Source organism: Pantoea rodasii (assembly GCF_002095465.1).
GTDB lineage: Bacteria > Pseudomonadota > Gammaproteobacteria > Enterobacterales > Enterobacteriaceae > Pantoea > Pantoea rodasii.
On the sequence record NZ_MLFP01000005.1, the window covers coordinates 18,728 to 36,718 of the forward strand.

Consider the following 17,991-nt stretch of genomic DNA (forward strand, 5'->3'; position numbering starts at 1 on the left):
ATGAACACTTTTCCGCGCTTAAGCATGGTGGCGTTGGCTTTGCTGTTGGCGGGCTGCGCAGTTGGCCCGGATTATCAGCCGCCGCAGGCGCAGACGCCGGGCAGTTACCGGGATTTGCCTTCTCAGGAGGCGTCGAAACCGCTGGCATCAGCGACCAACCCGCTGTGGTGGAAAAGTTTTAACGATCCGCAGTTGGATAGCCTGATTGAGCGCGCCATTGCGGGCAATCTCACCCTGCAGCAATCGGTGCTGCGTATCGCGGGTGCGCGCGAACAGTTGGCACAGGCGCGCGGTGGACTATTTCCTTCTCTCAATGGCTCAGCCAAAGTGACGCGCCAGCAGCTGGGATTGAAAGGCATATTGAAATCAAACGGTGTCTACGATCAGGTTGATAGTGATGTCGCGAATCAGCTTAACGGCCTGGATCACTCTGTCACGCTGTATCAAGGCAGCTTTGACGCCAGCTGGGAACTGGATCTGTGGGGCAAAGTCAGACGTCAAATGGAAGCGGCGGATGCGCAGCAGCAGGCCGCCATTGAGCAACGTAATGATGCGTTGGTATCGCTGGAAGCGGAGGTGGCGCGCGCTTATCTGCAACTGCGTGGCGCACAAGCGGTGCTGGCTACGCTGCAACAGCAAATCGAGGTGGCGCAGCAAACCTTGGAACTGACGCAAAGCCAGCAGCGTAATGGGATGGCTCCGTTAACGGATGTGGAAACGCGCGTGCTCAGCTTTCATCACTCAACGCCCAGCTGCCGCAGTATCAGTCGCAGGAACGTCAGGCGATGAATGGCTTAGCAGTATTGCTGGGCAAAACGCCGGGCGCGCTGGATAACGAGTTGATGAACAACAAAGCATTACCCACGCTGCCGAAAATGGTGGCGGTGGGGATTCCTTCTACACTGGCGCGGCGGCGTCCGGATATTCGTCAGGCGGAAGCCAACCTGCATGCACAGACCGCCAATATTGGTGTCTCAGTGGCGGATCTGTTTCCCAGCCTGTCGCTCACGGGCCAGCTTGGCGTGCGCAACACAGATGCCAGCTATCTTGATGACTGGAGCAGCCATTTTTATAGCATTGGGCCATCCCTTTCGATTCCTATCTTCCAGGGCGGACGTTTGGTCTCCAGTGTGAAACTGCGCGCGCGCAGCAGGCAAATGCCGCGTTGGACTATCGCCAGACGGTGCTGACCGCGCTGCAGGATGTCGAGAATGCGCTGGTCAGCTATCGTGCCGATCAGCAGCAGGTGACCGCACTGGATGAAACCACCGGCGCGCTACAGCGCGCGTTTGATCTCGCCAGCGATAGCTACAAGCAGGGTATATCTACCTTCCTTGACGTGTTGGATGCACAGCGCCAGTTAGCGCAGGCGGAAGCGCAATCGACCCAAGCGCGGATGCAGAGCGCCTTGGACCTGGTGGCGTTGTACAAAGCGCTAGGCGGCGGCTGGGAACCTTATCAGAACGTCAATTTACCTGATTACTCGGTGTTTGGTCCGGCTACCACGGTGCCGTAACGTCTCGTCTCGGGCGGCCTGCAGGTCGCCCATCATTTGTCATTCATGCCATCTGAAATTAGTTTTTTAATTTCTCATCAATGCAATTTTTCACTTCTCAATCTGACATGAATTACCATTGTTACTGTTGAGCATTATTTGCACGACTGGTTGTCAAATGAAGAGCCATCACCGCGGTTGACCTTTGCAGTATAGAAAAGCTCTTAACTTAAGGAGACGGTTTATCCTCTAAAGAGCCGGTGCATGTGCCGGCTTTTATCGTAATGAGTCAAGAAAAATGCGATTTTTCTCTCAACTGTAAAAATATAATAATCACCAATGAAAATAGATTTTCGCACCCATCATTAATCTTTTTTTCGTTAGCTTCACTCAAGACTAAGGCTGCGAAAGTGGCTAAATGCTTGTTTATCCCCCGAGAATAAGCGCTGGAATCGCTACCTGTTCAGTGAGGTAGCACAACCTGTCTGTTGTTAATTCACCGTTAATTAAAGCCGCCCGTCAGCTTTAACCTGTGGCCGGGAGAATAAATTAATCTATTAAGAATTATCCGCCCGCATAAATTAATTTATTTTTTTATTTGAATTGGGTAATCTTGCCACTACAGTTTAATTACCCCCTTAAGCAAGGACATTGTGATGAGTGACGCATTTAAAGTTCTGAACAACATTCGCACATTACGTGCGCAGGCTCGTGAACTGCCATTGACCGACCTGGAAGAAATTCTGGAAAAATTAACCGTGGTAGTGACTGAACGCCGTGACGAAGTTCACGCTGAAGAAGCACAGAGCCGCGAAAAAGAAGAGAAGCTGTCTAAATACCGTGAAATGCTGTTGGCTGACGGTATTGACCCGAACGAATTACTGGGTGCGCTGGAAACCGGTAAAAAACGTGCCAAGCGTGCTCCACGTCCTGCTAAATATTCTTACACCGATGAGAATGGTGATGAGAAATCATGGACCGGCCAGGGCCGTACCCCAGCAGCGATTAAGAAAGCGCTGGACTCAGGTAAAAGCCTGGACAGTTTCCTGATCAAATAATCTGCACAATCCTTGTAAGTGGGAGCCGGAGACGACATCGCCTTCGGCTTTTTTATTTCTCTTTTTGCAACAACGCGTTCAGTACCTCATCTTAACGCCAGCAGGCGCAGAGGTGGCGTCTTGATGCCCGTTTCTGGCATAATGCCCGCTGTTTTTTCCTCCATCGCGTAACAAAGGTCAATGCCGTGTTAGTTTCCAGCAATATCACTATGCAGTTCGGCAGTAAGCCGCTGTTTGAGAATATCTCCGTTAAGTTTGGCGGCGGTAATCGTTACGGTTTAATCGGTGCGAACGGCAGCGGTAAATCGACCTTCATGAAAATACTGGGCGGCGACCTGGTACCGACCAACGGTAATGTTTCCCTCGACCCTAACGAGCGTATCGGTAAGTTACGCCAGGACCAGTTTGCCTTTGAGCAATTTAGCGTGCTGGATACGGTGATTATGGGTCACGCTGAATTATGGGCGGTGAAGGAAGAGCGTGACCGTATATATGCTTTGCCAGAAATGAGCGAAGCGGAAGGCTATAAAGTTGCCGACCTTGAAGTTGAATACGGTGAAATGGATGGTTACAGCGCCGAGTCACGTGCCGGTGAATTATTACTGGGCGTTGGCATTCCAGTGGAACAGCATTACGGTCCGATGAGTGAAATCGCGCCAGGTTGGAAACTGCGTGTGCTGCTGGCACAGGCATTATTCTCTAACCCGGATATTTTGCTGCTCGATGAACCGACGAACAACCTGGATATTGATACCATTCGTTGGCTGGAACAGGTACTGAACGAACGTAACAGTACCATGATCATCATTTCGCATGACCGCCACTTCCTGAATATGGTGTGTACGCACATGGCGGATCTGGATTACGGCGAACTGCGCGTGTATCCGGGTAATTATGACGAATATATGACCGCGGCAACCCAGGCGCGTGAACGTTTATTATCTGATAACGCCAAAAAGAAAGCGCAAATTTCCGATCTGCAATCTTTTGTTAGCCGCTTTAGCGCCAACGCCTCTAAATCGCGTCAGGCCACTTCGCGCGCGAAACAGATTGATAAAATCAAACTGGATGAAGTCAAAGCTTCAAGTCGTCAGAACCCTTATATGCGTTTTGATCAGGACAAGAAATTGTTCCGAAATGCGCTGGAAGTGGAAGCCATGACGAAAGGGTTTGATAACGGTCCGCTGTTTAGCAAACTTAGCCTGATGGTTGAAGTCGGGGAAAAAGTCGCGATTTTGGGCGCCAACGGTATCGGTAAAACGACCTTACTGAAAACGCTGGTGGGCGAACTGACGCCAGACAGCGGTACGGTTAAATGGTCCGAGAATGCGCTGATTGGTTATTACGCGCAGGATCATGCTGAAGATTTCGCCGATGACCTGAGCGTGTTCGACTGGATGAGCCAGTGGAAGCAAGAAGGTGATGACGAGCAAGCGGTGCGTAGCATTCTGGGCCGTCTGCTGTTCGGTCACGATGAGATTAAGAAACCAGCCAAAGTACTGTCCGGTGGTGAGAAAGGCCGCATGCTGTTTGGCAAGCTGATGATGCAGAAGCCAAACATCCTGGTGATGGATGAACCTACTAACCACCTTGATATGGAATCGATTGAGTCGCTTAACCTGGCGCTCGAAGCCTACGAAGGCACCTTGATTTTCGTCTCACATGACCGTGAGTTTGTAAGCTCGCTGGCCACTCGCGTGATGGAGATGAAGGGCGACCGCATCGTCGACTTCACCGGCAACTACGAAGATTATCTGCGTAGTCAGGGTATTGTTTAAAATAGCTTTATTTTAGCCTCGCCCACCGCATCTCTGTTGTGGGCGCTTTACTCTGGTTTGCCATTCCTGCCTGAGAGTCCTGCATCCTCAGGCACAAATGGTGGCCACTCCGTAAAGAGGGTGTGAATACATCCTTATGGGCAAGCCCCTGTAGCGGAGTGTTGTACTCGGTTCGCCATTCCTGCCTGCGAGTCCTGCACCTTCAGGCACAAATGGTGGGCCACTCCGTAAAGACGGCGTGAATACATCCCTGTAGCCTCGGCCGCCGCATCCCTGCGGCGAACGCTTTACTCCGGACCCACCATTCCTGCCTTTATCAATATTTGTGCTCTCTTTAGGTTAATTCAGCCCGCGCGGACGATTCGCTTTTTAAACAGCAACACCAAAGTTTAAAGGGAAGATAAGGTTCGCCTGAAGAGCAAAGCGTCTGGGCCACGGATGGCCCAGCCGATCGGCATGGATGCCGGTTTCCTTTGCGATCGGGCGGACCTTATCTGACCCGGCTCCTGACCTTCAGCGAAAACAGTCAAACCTACGTACATCCATCCAATAGGCGCTTTACACTGGTTTGCCATTCTTGCCTGAGAGTCTTGCACCTTCCGGCATAAATGGTGGGTCGCTTCGTAAAGACGGCGTGAATACATCCCTGTAGCCTCGGCCGCCGCATCCCTGCGGCGTACGCTTTACTCCGGACCCACCATTCCTGCCTTTATCAATATTTGTGCTCTATGTCGGTTAATTCAGTCTGCACGGCTTATGCGGTTTATACAGCAACACCCTGGGTTATAGGGAAGATAAGGTTCGCCCGAAGAGCAAAGCGTCTGGGCCACGGATGGCCCAGCCGATCGGCATGGATGCCGGTTTCCTTTGCGATCGGGCGGACCTTATCTGACCCAGCACCCGACCTTCAGCGAAAACAACCAAATCCACATACACCCATCCATGCAAACGCGGTTGCTGAATCCTTAGTGACCTTGCGATCGGGCTGACCTTGACTGACCCGACTCGTGGCCTTCAGCATCCAACTTATTTCTGGCCGCACACCTCGCAATGCCTGTCCTGCATCACTTTCATGTTGCGGAATTCCGCACTCATCGCATCGTAGATCAACAAGCGTGCCCTGGCCGGTTGCCCCAATGCGGTCAGCACTTTTATTGCCTCTAAAGATTGCATCGCGCCAATCACGCCCACTAACGGCGCCAACACGCCTGCTTCCACGCAGCTTAATGTCTGATCGCCAAACAAGCGGCTAATGCAGCGATAACAGGGTTCGCCCGGCTGCCAGGTAAATACGCTGAGCTGACCTTCCATACGAATGGCTGCGCCGGAAATCAGCGGCACTTTGTGCAGGAAACACAAACGATTGATCTGTTCACGCGCACTGACGTTATCCGTGCAGTCCAGCACCGCATCATGGCGTGCGATCAGGGCGCTGAGTTGGTCATCATCCAGCTGTGCATCAATCGCTTCGAGCTGGCAATGTGGGTTAATCGCCGCCAGCTGCTGACGCGCAGATTCCACTTTGGCCAGGCCAATGGTGGCATCGCTGTGCAGAATCTGGCGCTGTAAATTGCTGAGGCTGACGGTGTCGAAATCCAGCAAAGTAAGATGACCCACGCCAGCCGAAGCCAGATAGGGTGCTGCGGCACAACCGAGCCCGCCGAGACCAACGATCAACACGCGTGAGGCTTTGAGCTTCTCCTGACCGTCGAAATCAAAACCCCGCAGCACGATCTGACGGTTATAGCGCAGCATCTCCTCATCGCTCAGTTCGACGCTCATTAGCCCTCCAGCAGGCTATTGAATACTTCTATCTCAACCCATTCGCCGGGCTCCACATCCGCACGGTCGCGATCCAGCACAATAAAGCAGTCGGCCAGGGCGAAAGAGCTAAACACGTGCGAACCCTGGGCGCCGGTGCTGCGCACTTCCAGCACACCGTCTTCCGCGCGGCTGAGAATGCCACGCTGGAAATCGAGGCGACCGGGCGATTTCTTCAAGCGCTGGGTAGCGCGAGCGCGTTGGCGCAGCGGCATAATGCGCGTGGTCTGGCCGGTGAGGGTGGCGAGTAATGGCTGCACCAGCTGATAGAAGGTCACGGCGGCAGAAACCGGATTGCCTGGCAAACCGCAGAACCAGCTGTTGGCCAGACGGCCAAAGGCGAAAGGTTTGCCCGGCTTCATCGCCAGCTTCCAGAAGGTAATCGCGCCTAACTCTTCCAGCATCGCTTTGGTGAAATCCGCTTCGCCGACGGATACGCCGCCGGTGCTGATCACCACATCTGCCTGACGATCGGCCTCGTTGAACGCTTTACGCAGCGCCTCGGGGTCGTCTGCAATCACACCGAGATCGATTACTTCGCAGCCCAGTTTGTTGAGCATCAGCGATACGGTGAAGCGATTGGTGTCGTAGATTTGTCCGTCTGCCAAAGGTTGGCCAACCGCCTGCAGTTCATCGCCGGTGGAAAAAATCGCTACGCGCAGTTTGCGCAGCACGCTGACTTCGGCAATACCCAGTGAAGCCAGCAGCGGCAACTCGGCGGCACCGAGACGCACGCCGGCATCCAGCACCTGTTTACCGGCCTGAATGTCTTCACCGATACGGCGGATATTTTGCCCGGCGGCCACGGCGGCGGTGATGACGATGCCGCCATCGCGCTGTTCGGTTTGTTCCTGCATCACCACCGCGTCACAGCCCGCAGGAATCGGCGCACCGGTCATAATGCGAATCACGCTGCCGGCCGGCCATTCGCCGTTGAACGGTGCACCGGCAAAGGCTTTGCCCGCAACGGGAAATACGCGTTCCGGTGAGATATCGCTCAGGCGTACGGCATAACCGTCCATTGCCGAGTTATCAAACGGTGGCACATCCAACGGGGAAGTGACTGGTTTCGCCGTGATGCGTCCCGCTGCTTCAAACAGCGAGACGCTGAGGCAATCGCTGATGGGCGTGAGTTGTTGCAGCATTTTTTGCTGCGCGTCTTCAAGGGAGATTAATCCTGCGGTGAAAGGTTCCATGTCTGTCTCTGCGTGATGAATTTCAGATGCTGCCTATTATGGTGGCATTTGTCTGCCGAGTCACATGCGACTAAAAAGCATAATCCACATTAAAAGGTTATGACCGGAGATACACTTTCTGCTTTACAAGCCGGGAGTGGCTTTCTATAGTCGAAAATTGCCAAAAAAAGATGAAAACCATTCTAAATCAGTGTTTTTGGTTCTGATTTCCTGACAGGGTACCGGTTATGGCTAAAGCAGTTATCGCAATTCACGGCGGTGCGGGCGCAATCACGCGTGCCGCCATGAGCGCCGAAAAAGAGCAGCACTATCGTCAGCAACTGAACGCAATCGTTACCGCTGGCCAGCAAATCCTTGCGGCAGGCGGCAGCGCGCTGGATGCGGTCACTGAAGCGGTGCGGCTGCTGGAAGAGTGCCCACTGTTTAACGCAGGCAAAGGCGCGGTGTTTACCCATCAGGCACCCACGAATTGGATGCCAGCATTATGGATGGCCGCACCCTTGATGTCGGTGCGGTCGCGGGCGTCAGCCACATTCGTAACCCGATCCTGGCGGCGCGTAAAGTGATGGAAAATAGCCCGCACGTGCTGTTTATCGGCGCGGGCGCAGAAGCCTTTGCCGCTGAACAGGGGCTGGAGCGGGTTGCGGCGGATTATTTCTCCACGCCCGAACGCTGGGAGCAGTTACAGCGTGCGCTGAGCAGTCAGCAGATGGTGCTGGATCATGATGGCGCGGCGCAAAGTCACAGTGACGATCCGCTCGACCCCGATCGCAAATTCGGCACGGTGGGCGCGGTGGCGCTCGATCTTCAGGGTAATCTGGCTGCCGCCACCTCAACCGGTGGAATGACCAACAAGCAGGTGGGACGCGTGGGAGATTCCCCGTTAGTCGGCGCGGGCTGCTACGCTAACAATGCGACCGTTGCCGTGTCATGCACCGGCACGGGTGAAGTGTTTATCCGCACGCTGGCCGCTTATGACGTTTCTGCACAGATGGAGTATGGCGGTCGTAGCTTGCAACAGGCCACGGCTAACGTCATTCACGACAAAGTGCAGGAGCTGGAGGGCAGCGGTGGACTGATCGCCATCGATAGCCATGGCAACGTGGTATTGCCATTTAACAGTGAAGGGATGTACCGGGGATTCGCTTATGTCGGTGGCGAAGTTGAGGTAGCGATTTACCGCGATAGCTAAGGAGCAGGCATGACGGAGCAGCATCAGCAGTTTGCACCGGAGCAAGTTCTGGCGGTGCGCGATCTCAACGTGCGTTTCGAGCACGAAGGACGCATCACAGAAGCGGTGCGCAACCTGTCACTGGATTTGCATCGGGGAGAAACCCTGGCGCTGGTTGGCGAATCCGGTTCAGGGAAATCAGTGACGTCGCTGGCGTTGATGCGTTTGATTCAGCAGGCGGGCGGCGACGTCAGCGGTGAAATTCAGCTGCGTCGGCGTAACGGCGAGGTGCTGGACGTGATGCGTGCCTCCGCCAGCCAGATGCGCAAAGTGCGCGGCGCCGATATGGCGATGATTTTCCAGGAGCCGATGACTTCGCTTAACCCGGTGTTTACCGTGGGCGAGCAGATCGCCGAATCCATCCGATTACATCAGGGCAAAAGCCATCAGCAGGCGCAGGCCGAAGCGCAGCGTATGCTGGATTTGGTGCGCATTCCCGAAGCTCACAACGTGTTGTCGCGTTATCCACACCAGTTGTCTGGCGGCATGCGTCAACGCGTGATGATTGCCATGGCGCTATCGTGCAAACCGGCGTTGCTGATTGCCGATGAGCCCACCACCGCGCTGGACGTCACCATTCAGGCGCAAATTCTGCAGCTGATTCGCGTACTGCAAAAAGAGATGCAGATGGGGGTGATTTTTATCACTCACGATATGGGCGTGGTGGCGGAGATGGCCGATCGCGTGCAGGTGATGTATCGCGGCGATGTGGTTGAACGCGCGCCGGTGCAGCAACTGTTTGATGCGCCGCAGCAACCTTACACCCGCGCCTTGCTGGCGGCGGTGCCGAAGTTGGGTGCGATGAGCGGCCAGCCGCTGCCGGCTAAATTCCCCTTGCTGCACACCAATGGCCGAGAAGAGATTGCCACACCCCAGGATACAGTGCGCAGTGATGAGCCACCGATCTTGCAGGTGCGCGACCTGGTCACGCGCTTTGATATCCGTGGGGGTTTACTCAATCGCGTGAAGCGCCGCGTGCATGCGGTGGAGAAGGTCAGCTTTGATCTGCACGCTGGCGAGACGCTGGCGCTGGTGGGCGAATCCGGCTGCGGAAAATCCACTACTGGCCGTTCGTTGCTGCGCTTAGTCGCCAGCCAGGGCGGCACCATTACCTTCAATGGCCAGCGTATTGATGCGTTGCAGGGCAATGCGCTGGCGTCGCTGCGTCGCGATATTCAGTTCATTTTTCAGGATCCTTACGCCTCCCTCGATCCGCGCCTGACGGTGGGTTTCTCGATTATGGAACCACTGCTGGTGCACAAAACCATGGATCGGCGACAGGCGGAGAAGCGTGTAGCCTGGCTGCTGGAGCGCGTCGGTTTACTGCCGGAGCATGCGCAGCGCTATCCACACGAGTTTTCAGGCGGCCAACGCCAGCGCATCTGCATCGCCCGCGCACTAGCATTGAACCCTAAAGTGGTGATTGCCGATGAGTCAGTCTCGGCGCTGGATGTGTCGATTCAGGCGCAAATCATCAATCTGATGCTCGACCTGCAGCGCGAATTTGGCATCGCCTTCTTATTTATTTCTCACGATATGGCGGTGGTAGAACGCATCAGCCATCGCGTGGCCGTAATGTATCTCGGACAGATTGTGGAAATGGGGCCGCGCCAGGCGGTATTTGAGCAGCCGCGCCATCCCTATACCAAAAACTGATGGCCGCGGTGCCAGTCGCCGATCCGGCGCACCGTCATCGCGAACGGGCGTTAATGGTGGATGAGATCCCCAGCCCGATTCGCCCATTGGGTGATGAGCCAGAAGTGGCGCCGTTACTGGAAGTGGCGCCGGGGCATTTCGTTGCCCGTCACGCCATTAGCGGTGCCTGAGCAGCAAGCAACCGCGTCATCCACGGATGTCGCGCATGACAGGGATTACAGGAGAACGATAATAATGCACCATATTATGCGAAAAGGGGTTATCACTGCCGGGTTGTTGAGTTCAGCGTTGGCAATGCCAGCGTGGGCAGCGAAGGACGCGGTGATTGCTGTGGCGTCAACCTTTACCACTATGGACCCGTACGACGCCAATGACACATTGTCGCAGTCGGTGGCCAAAGCGTTCTATCAGGGACTGTTCGGCTTCGATAAAGACATGAAGCTGCAAAACGTGTTGGCTGAAAGCTATCAGGCGAGCAGCGATGGCTTAACCTACACCATCAAACTGCGCTCAGGCGTGAAGTTCCAGGATGGCACCGATTTCAACGCGGAAGCGGTGAAGGCCAACATCGATCGTGCCAGCAATCCAGACAATCACCTCAAGCGTTATAACCTGTTTAAGTATGTCGCCAGCACCGAAGCGGTGGATCCGACCACAGTGAAGATTACGCTGAAGCAGCCGTTCTCGGCCTTCATCAACAATCTGGCGCACCCGGCGGCCGTAATGATTTCACCCACCGCGCTGAAGAAATACGGCAAGGACATTGGTTTCCATCCGGTCGGTACCGGCCCGTATGAGTTTGTCACCTGGAATCAGACCGACTTCGTCAAAGTGAAGAAGTGGGATGGCTACTGGAAAAAAGGGTATCCGAAGCTGGATAGCATCACTTTCCGCCCGGTGGTAGACAACAACACCCGTGCGGCGATGTTGCAGACTGGCGAAGCGACCTTTGCTTTCCCGGTGCCGTTTGAGCAGGCCAAACTGCTGCAGGGCAACAGCAAGCTCGATGTGGTCACCACGCCATCGATCATGCAGCGTTATATCAGCCTCAACGTGACGCAAAAGCCGTTTGATAACCCGAAAGTGCGTGAAGCGCTGGAATATGCCATCAACCGTGAGGCGCTGGTCAAAGTGGCGTTTGCTGGTTACGCCACGCCAGCCACCGGCATCGTGCCACCGGCTATCGATTTTGCGCAGAAATACCCGGCGATTAAATACGATCCGGCCAAAGCGCGTGAGCTGTTGAAAGAAGCCGGCTTCCCGAAAGGTTTCGAAACCACGTTGTGGTCATCTCACAACCACAGCACCGCGCAGAAAGTGTTGCAGTTCACTCAGCAGCAGCTGGCGCAGGTCGGCGTGAAGGTTAAAGTCACCGCGATGGATGCCGGCCAGCGTGCCGCAGAAGTCGAGAGCAAAGGGCAGAAAGAGAGCGGTGTCCGCATGTTCTACACTGGCTGGTCGGCTTCGACCGGTGAAGCAGACTGGGCACTGACGCCACTGTTTGCCACCACCTCCTGGCCGCCAGCCATCTTTAACACGGCGTTCTACAGCAATCCGCAGGTGGATAAAGATCTGGGTGATGCATTGAAGACCACCGATCGTGAGCAGAAAGCCAAACTGTACAAAGACGCTCAGGATCGTATCTGGAACGATCATCCGTGGATCCCGCTGGTGGTTGAGCAGTTGCTCTCCGCGAACAATAAAAACCTCACCGGTTTTTATGTCATGCCCGACACCTCATTCAATTTTGATGAGGCGGATCTGAAGTAACAGGCGCGGCCAGCCTTGCGAGGCTGGCCGCTGCTGCTCAGGATTTTGCATGCTCAACTATTTTCTCAAACGATTATTGGGGCTGATCCCCACGCTGCTGATTGTCGCGGTGCTGGTGTTCCTGTTTGTTCACCTGTTGCCGGGCGATCCGGCGCGCCTGATTGCTGGCCCGGAAGCGGATGCCTCCGTGGTGGCGCTGGTGCGTCAGGAGTTGGGTCTCGATCAGCCGCTGATCCAGCAGTTCTGGCACTATATTATCCATGCCTTGCAGGGAGATTTCGGCCAGTCGATGGTGTCGAAACGTCCGGTCTCGGAAGAGATTGCCGCGCGCTTCTTCCCGACGCTGTGGCTGACGCTGACCAGCATGGTGTGGGCGGTGATTTTCGGTATGACCATCGGCATTACATCCGCCGTCTGGCGCAACCGCTGGCCCGATCGTATTGGCATGACGCTGGCCGTATCCGGTATCTCTTTTCCCGCTTTCGCCTTAGGCATGCTGCTGATGCAGGTGTTTTCTGTTGAGCTGGGTTGGCTGCCGACCGTCGGTGCCGACAGCTGGAAACACTATATTTTGCCGTCCATAACCTTGGGTGCAGCCGTGGCGGCGGTGATGGCACGCTTTACCCGCGCCTCGTTTGTCGAGGTGATGCAGGAAGATTATATGCGCACCGCGCGCGCCAAAGGGGTACGTGAGTCGCTGGTGGTGGTCAAACACGGCCTGCGTAACGCGATGATCCCGGTGGTGACCATGATGGGCCTGCAGTTTGGTTTCCTGCTGGGTGGCTCGATTGTGGTGGAAGTGGTGTTCAACTGGCCCGGTTTAGGCCGCTTGTTGGTGGATTCGGTGGAGATGCGTGATTATCCGGTGATTCAGGCCGAGGTGTTGCTGTTTTCGCTGGAGTTTATTTTGATTAATTTGATTGTCGATATGCTGTATGCGGCGATCAACCCGGCCATCCGTTACAGATAAGGAGTCGCAATTGAAGAACTGGCGACGCGCAGCGGCATTGAAAACCATGCCGATGATGACGGAAACCCGGGTACGTACGCCGTGGCGCGAATTCTGGCGCCGCTTTCGCCATCAGCACGTGGCGATGGTGGCAGGCTTATTTGTGCTGCTGTTGATTGTGGTGGCGTTTGTTGCCCCATTTATTGCCCCGTTTGATGCAGAAAACTATTTTGATTACGACCGGCTGAATGACGGGCCGTCAATGATGCATTGGTTTGGCGTGGATTCGCTGGGGCGTGACATTTTCAGTCGCGTGCTAGTGGGTACGCGCATCTCACTGATTGCCGGGTTCTTCTCGGTGGCAATCGGTGCGCTGATTGGCACGTTGCTGGGTTTGCTGGCCGGGTATTACGAAGGCTGGTGGGATCGGATCACCATGCGTATCTGTGACGTGCTGTTTGCTTTCCCCGGCATTCTGCTGGCGATTGCGGTGGTGGCGATCATGGGCAGCGGCATGAGCAACGTGATTGTGGCGGTGGCGATTTTCAGCGTTCCGGCGTTTGCTCGTCTGGTCCGGGGTAATACGTTGGTGCTAAAACACCAAACCTTTATTGAATCTGCCCGCAGTATCGGCGCATCCGACTGGACGATTATTATGCGTCACATTCTGCCCGGTACGGTGTCATCGATTGTGGTGTATTTCACCATGCGTATCGGGACGTCAATCATCACGGCAGCGAGTTTGTCTTTCCTCGGGATGGGGGCGCAGCCGCCCACGCCGGAGTGGGGCGCAATGCTCAATGAAGCGCGTGCCGATATGGTGATTGCGCCACATGTGGCGATCTTCCCCAGTCTGGCGATTTTCCTGACGGTACTGGCGTTTAATCTGTTGGGCGATGGTCTGCGAGATGCGTTGGATCCGAAGTTAAAGACCTGATCTCTTTCGCACGCCATTTATGGTGCAGTGCTCATCAGCTGAGGTCATTTTCGCAAAGGCTGTCACGGTTAAAAGTGGCAGCTTTTTTCGTTTGGAATTGAATGCCGGAGTGCGGGCCAGAGCACCTCTGCAGCTGCAAGGGCAGTCCTCGCGCCGCTGACGCGGTGCCTTCGGCTTCCACGTCGTGCCGGGCGGACCGTTCGGGTAAGGCCATCCAGGCCAACCCGAACTGCCCGTCGCATCCATGCGACGGGCTCCTGGCCCAACGTAAAAGCCTCAGCGCTGCGGATAGCCCTTGCAGCTGCAGAGCTACTCTGGCCTCAACTATCGTGCCCTTTTTAACAACACGCATTTCGCCATTTACAGCGTCCCGGGTTTTCTGTTACCTCAGAAAGTTTCCCAGTTGTCGTTGCTAGGCGCACCGGCAGCGGACAAGGCACGTGGTGGTGGTGCGACAGGGGCTTTCACCGTGTTTGTCACCGGTGCCATCACTGCCCGCGTCCCGGTTTTAAATCGCGCTACCGCTGATGACAGGCTGCTGGCCTGCTGCTCCAGCGAAGCCGAGGCGTTAGCCGATTCCTGCACCAGCGTGGCGTTCTGCTGCGTCACGCGATCCATCTCGTTCACCGCCACACCAATCTGATCGATGCCGCGACTCTGCTCGTCAGAGGCCGACGCAATTTCGCCCATGATATCGGTCACGCGCGTCACCGCACTGACGATCTCCTGCATGGTATCGCCGGCGCTGCTCACCTGTTGTGAACCTAAATTAACCCGCTGTGCGGAGCCCTCAATCAGCAGCTTAATCTCTTTCGCCGCCTGCGCACTGCGCTGCGCCAGATTACGTACTTCACCCGCGACCACCGCAAAGCCACGACCTTGTTCTCCGGCGCGTGCGGCCTCCACGGCAGCATTCAGCGCCAGAATATTGGTCTGGAAAGCAATGCCATCGATCACGCTGGTGATGTCGGCGATTTTCTTCGAACTGTCGGCGATATCGCGCATGGTTTTCACTACGCCATCCACCACGTTGCCGCCTTTGTCAGCGGTTTCCGAGGCAGTTTTCGCCAACTGTGTCGCCTGACGCGCGTTATCGGCATTTTGTTTTACCGTCGCGGTCAACTCTTCCATGCTGGCGGCAGTCTCTTCCAGCGAGGCGGCCTGTTGTTCGGTACGGGAGGAGAGATCGTTATTACCGTTAGCGATAGCGCTGGCACTGCCGAAAATGGCATCCGCACTGTCGCGCACATTGTTGATAGTGCCGAGTAATGCCTGTTGCATATGATTGAGGCTCGCGGCAATGGCGGCCATTTCGCTGTGCCCTTCAATCTTCAAACTGGCCGAGAGGTCGCCATCGGCGAAGCGTTCCATCTGCTGCTGTACTTGCTTCATCGGCGCCAACAGGATGCGGCGAACCAGCAGCCAAACCACCAGCAGCAACAGCACCACAATCACTGCCATCGCAGCGACCATAATCAGCATATGCTTATAAGTGCTATCGTTATCTGCAGCGCGGGAATTGATTAGCTGAACGTTGTCGCCGCGCCACTGCTTGTAGGCCGCTTCCAAATCGTCCTGCGCCTGTTGTGCATCCAACTCGCCATAAGCGGCGTAGTTGTTGGCTTGCAGGAAGGTCGCGGATTGATTCAGCAGTTTGTAATAGTTCGCGAATTTGCTCTCGATAAGCTCGGCGGCTGCCGCACTTTGCCCCGCAATACGCGGGACACTTTTGTAGCGGTCAAAGTGCTGTTTCGCTTCATCAAGCGAGGCGCCTGCGGAAACCAGCAGCTTGTTGATGGCAGCGCGTGAAGCATCATCGGTCTGATTTTTCAGGATGCGAATCGCCACGCGGTTGATGATAACGCGCGTTTTCACCAGCGTTTGCCAGCTATCGGAGAACTCACGTTGTTGATGCGATAGCTGGTTACTGGCGGTGAAATTATGCTGACCCGCGATCAGGGAAGATAAAAACAGTGAGCCTGATATGGCCTGCATAGCGGTGAATACCAATAGCATCAATATGATGGCAGTCACAATTTTCATTTTCGTTAACATGATTTTCCCTGAGCAAAGTAGGCTAGTAGAGAAGTTATCGGTGTAAAAGCATTTTGCTTAAGAGCCGCAAAAAATAATTGCAGTAAGTGATAATGTCGTGCAGGAGAAATGCAGTGAAACCCTTTGATTACGAACAAGACTTTAAGAATATCGATTTCCGACAGCGGCCAGACCTTTATCAGGTAGGACGCGGTGAGCAGGGGGTATTAATGGTGGAGCCTTACAAGAGCGAAATTCTGCCGTTCTGGCGCTTTCGTACCGTGGAGTTAGCTCAGGAATCTTCCGTTCAGATTATGAAATTGTTTGAGGACTACCGCGCACAAGACGACTTCGTCGGCATGGATATGGCGCGAAAGTTTATTCAGATGGGATATACCCGCGCACGTCGCTATAGCAATCACAAAGGCGGGCGTAAATATGATGCGGACGGCAACGAGTTGCCGCGTACCACAGAAAAAGAAAAGGCCGCTGCGGCGGCCATATTCAAATCATGCTGGGATCGGCTGAGAGCGGACACCGATTATCTGGCGCGCAAACGTGCGCACCAGCAGCAGCACGGTTAAACGCGCGTACCCCATAAATCGTATTCATCGGCGTGTTCAACTTTGACACGCACCACATCACCGACTTTCACCTGACGATCGCCATTCAGATACACCGCGCCGTCGATCTCAGGTGCATCGGCCATGCTGCGGCCAACCGCGCCTTCTTCATCCACTTCATCGATGAGTACCAGCACTTCACGGCCGATTTTCTCCTGCAGACGTTCACTGGAGATTTTCTGCTGTAGCTGCATGAAGCGATCGAAACGCTCCTGCTTCACGTCGTCTGGCACCTGATCCGGCAGTTGGTTGGCGGTCGCGCCTTCAACCGGGCTGTACTGGAAGCAACCGACGCGATCCAGACGCGCTTCTTTCAGGAAGTCGAGCAGCAACTGGAAATCTTCTTCGGTTTCACCCGGGAAACCGACGATAAAGGTCGAACGCAGCGTCAGTTCCGGACAAATTTCACGCCAGCGTTTGATGCGCTCCAGCGTACGTTCAACCGCACCAGGACGCTTCATCAGCTTCAGAATGCGCGGGCTGGCGTGCTGCAGTGGGATATCGAGGTACGGCAGGATTTTGCCTTCGGCCATCAGCGGGATGACATCATCCACGTGCGGGTAAGGGTAGACATAGTGCAGACGCACCCACACGCCGAGTTTCGCCAGCTGTTCGCACAGGCTCACCATGCTGGTTTTCACCGGGGATCCATTCCAGAAACCGGTGCGGTGTTTCACGTCAACGCCGTAAGCCGAGGTGTCCTGTGAGATCACCAGCAGCTCTTTCACGCCGGCTTCCACCAGGCGTTTGGCTTCATCAAGCACCGAACCAATCGGACGGCTATCAAGATCGCCACGCATGGACGGGATAATGCAGAAGGTGCAGCGATGGTTGCAGCCTTCAGAAATTTTCAGGTAAGCGTAATGGCGCGGCGTCAGTTTCACGCCTTGCTCTGGCACCAGGCTCAGGAACGGGTTGTGCTCCGGCTTTGGCACATAGGTGTGCACGTGCGACAGCACTTGCTCGTAGCTGTGCGGGCCGGTGATCTCCAATACCTTTGGATGCACTTCGCGGATCTGATCCACTTTGGCACCGAGGCAACCGGTGACGATCACTTTGCCGTTCTCGTTCAGCGCTTCACCGATCGCTTCCAGGGATTCCTGTACGGCGCTATCAATAAATCCACAGGTGTTAACGATGACGATCTCCGCATCATCATAGCGTGGCACCACTTCGTAGCCTTCAGTACGCAGTTCCGTCAGGATGCGTTCAGAGTCAACGAGGTTTTTTGGACAGCCGAGTGAGACGAAGCCTACGCGCGGCGGATTTTTGACATGGCTCATAAGGATAATAATTCATCATAATTAGTGTGGATAGGCGGGGGATTGTACAGAGGTTGCGAGGGAAAATGTATAGGTGATGTGAGAATCTCCTTAACCGCGCAATGGGCGTTTCCCGCTATGCTTAATGGAGCCGTTATCCGTTCAAATCGTCGCCGATAAG

Annotated in this window: 10 protein-coding genes and 3 pseudogenes; 9 read left to right on the top strand and 4 right to left on the bottom strand. The window is 55.0% G+C overall.

The window, feature by feature from the left end:
• From HA45_RS08370 to HA45_RS08380, 3 genes and pseudogenes are all read left to right on the top strand, one after another.
• Positions 1–1,516: pseudogene (locus tag HA45_RS08370) on the top strand (efflux transporter outer membrane subunit).
• Between the two features lie 635 nt (positions 1,517–2,151).
• Positions 2,152–2,553, top strand: coding sequence for an H-NS family histone-like protein (locus tag HA45_RS08375; protein ID WP_100702524.1), 402 nt, complete (start codon positions 2,152–2,154; stop codon positions 2,551–2,553).
• Between the two features lie 185 nt (positions 2,554–2,738).
• Positions 2,739–4,331: an ABC-F family ATPase gene (locus tag HA45_RS08380; RefSeq protein ID WP_100702525.1), complete on the top strand. Its 1,593-nt coding sequence runs from the start codon at positions 2,739–2,741 to the stop codon at positions 4,329–4,331.
• Between the two features lie 1,026 nt (positions 4,332–5,357).
• Here HA45_RS08380 and moeB read toward each other — a convergent pair.
• Together moeB and moeA are read right to left on the bottom strand one after the other, a co-directional pair.
• Positions 5,358–6,113 carry a molybdopterin-synthase adenylyltransferase MoeB gene (gene moeB, locus HA45_RS08385; protein WP_100702526.1) on the bottom strand — a complete coding sequence of 252 codons (756 nt, stop codon included), beginning with the start codon at positions 6,111–6,113 and terminating at the stop codon, positions 5,358–5,360.
• Positions 6,113–7,348 carry a molybdopterin molybdotransferase MoeA gene (gene moeA / locus HA45_RS08390; RefSeq protein ID WP_100702527.1) on the bottom strand — a complete coding sequence of 412 codons (1,236 nt, stop codon included), beginning with the start codon at positions 7,346–7,348 and terminating at the stop codon, positions 6,113–6,115. The genes moeB and moeA overlap by 1 nt, the downstream gene beginning before the upstream one ends.
• Positions 7,349–7,575: 227 nt before the next feature.
• On the opposite strand from moeA, the pseudogene HA45_RS08395 reads away from it, so the two are divergent.
• From HA45_RS08395 to gsiD, 5 genes and pseudogenes are all read left to right on the top strand, one after another.
• Positions 7,576–8,540, top strand: a pseudogene (locus HA45_RS08395) (isoaspartyl peptidase/L-asparaginase family protein).
• Between the two features lie 9 nt (positions 8,541–8,549).
• Positions 8,550–10,405 (top strand): annotated as a pseudogene (gene gsiA, locus HA45_RS08400) (glutathione ABC transporter ATP-binding protein GsiA).
• A 64-nt stretch (positions 10,406–10,469) separates the two neighbouring features.
• A complete protein-coding gene (gsiB, locus tag HA45_RS08405; RefSeq protein ID WP_100702530.1) occupies positions 10,470–12,005 on the top strand; it encodes a glutathione ABC transporter substrate-binding protein GsiB in 1,536 nt (511 codons plus the stop codon).
• A gap of 49 nt (positions 12,006–12,054) precedes the next feature.
• Positions 12,055–12,975, top strand: a complete 921-nt coding sequence (gene gsiC, locus HA45_RS08410) for a glutathione ABC transporter permease GsiC (protein ID WP_100702531.1) — start codon at positions 12,055–12,057, stop codon at positions 12,973–12,975.
• Between the two features lie 10 nt (positions 12,976–12,985).
• Positions 12,986–13,891, top strand: coding sequence for a glutathione ABC transporter permease GsiD (gene gsiD, locus HA45_RS08415; protein ID WP_100702532.1), 906 nt, complete (start codon positions 12,986–12,988; stop codon positions 13,889–13,891).
• Positions 13,892–14,278: 387 nt separating this feature from the next.
• Here gsiD and HA45_RS08420 read toward each other — a convergent pair whose 3' ends face one another.
• Positions 14,279–15,946: a methyl-accepting chemotaxis protein gene (locus HA45_RS08420; protein ID WP_100702534.1), complete on the bottom strand. Its 1,668-nt coding sequence runs from the start codon at positions 15,944–15,946 to the stop codon at positions 14,279–14,281.
• Between the two features lie 113 nt (positions 15,947–16,059).
• On the opposite strand from HA45_RS08420, the gene HA45_RS08425 reads away from it, so the two are divergent.
• The gene (locus HA45_RS08425; protein ID WP_100702535.1) at positions 16,060–16,509 is read left to right on the top strand and encodes a DUF4385 domain-containing protein; all 450 of its coding nucleotides are present in this window, start codon (positions 16,060–16,062) and stop codon (positions 16,507–16,509) included.
• Here the strand turns inward: HA45_RS08425 and rimO are convergent.
• Positions 16,506–17,831: a 30S ribosomal protein S12 methylthiotransferase RimO gene (gene rimO / locus HA45_RS08430; protein WP_100702536.1), complete on the bottom strand. Its 1,326-nt coding sequence runs from the start codon at positions 17,829–17,831 to the stop codon at positions 16,506–16,508. The two genes, HA45_RS08425 and rimO, sit on opposite strands and share 4 nt — an antisense overlap.
• Positions 17,832–17,991 lie beyond the last annotated feature (160 nt).